Origin of the sequence: Mesorhizobium sp. M7A.F.Ca.AU.002.02.1.1, assembly GCF_003998535.1 — a bacterium.
GTDB lineage: Bacteria > Pseudomonadota > Alphaproteobacteria > Rhizobiales > Rhizobiaceae > Mesorhizobium > Mesorhizobium ciceri.
Genome location: NZ_RZPB01001388.1, coordinates 1 through 698 on the forward strand (window position 1 = coordinate 1; position 698 = coordinate 698).

General features: G+C 64.3%; 1 protein-coding gene. It reads right to left on the minus strand.

Annotated elements, in window-relative coordinates; translation table 11 throughout:
• A partial coding sequence (locus EN879_RS37905) for a response regulator (RefSeq protein ID WP_127274813.1) occupies positions 1 to 698 on the minus strand: 698 nt, incomplete at both ends.

The window sequence follows — 698 nt, forward strand, 5'->3', positions numbered from 1 at the left end:
GTCCAGGATGATCAGATCGAAGCGATGCTTCGCGACCGCCTGCCGAGCTTCCTGCAGCGTCTTTGCGGATGTGATCGAGACGCCCGAGCCCAGCCCCTCCGACATAACCGCGAGCACGCCCTCGTCGTCTTCGACATGCAGGACCTGTGGCCTCGGCTCGACCCTGCGGCCGACGATCTTGGCGAGAGCGGCGTGAAGCCGTTTCGAGTCCACCGGCTTCTCCAGCCAATCGATGATGCCGACGGCGCTGCCGTTCAGCGAGCGCCTGGCCTCGTCGGCGACGGCGGAGATGACGATGACCGCAATGTCGGAATTCACCGGTGATGCCCTTAAGTCGTGAAAGAGCTTGATGCCGGATTCCCCCGCCAGCTTGATGTCGAGCGTCAGCGCTACGTAGTCGCGGGAGCTCAGGAGCGCCTTGGCGGTGTCGATATCGGGCGCGACGTCGCTGGAAAAGCCTTCCGCATCAAGAAGTGCCGCGATCACCGCAGCGATGTCGGGCTCGTCCTCGCAGATGAGGACACGCAGGCGGCCATCGCGCTTGCGCGCCCGGCGCTCGACCAAAACCGGCTTGTCGGCCTGCCTGTGCGCCTCGGGAAGGTCGACGTGAAACGAGGTTCCCTGGCCTTCCTCGGTTTCGAAGGAAACGGCGCCCCCGAGCTTTTCGGTGATGGACTTGACGATGCTCAAGCCCAGGC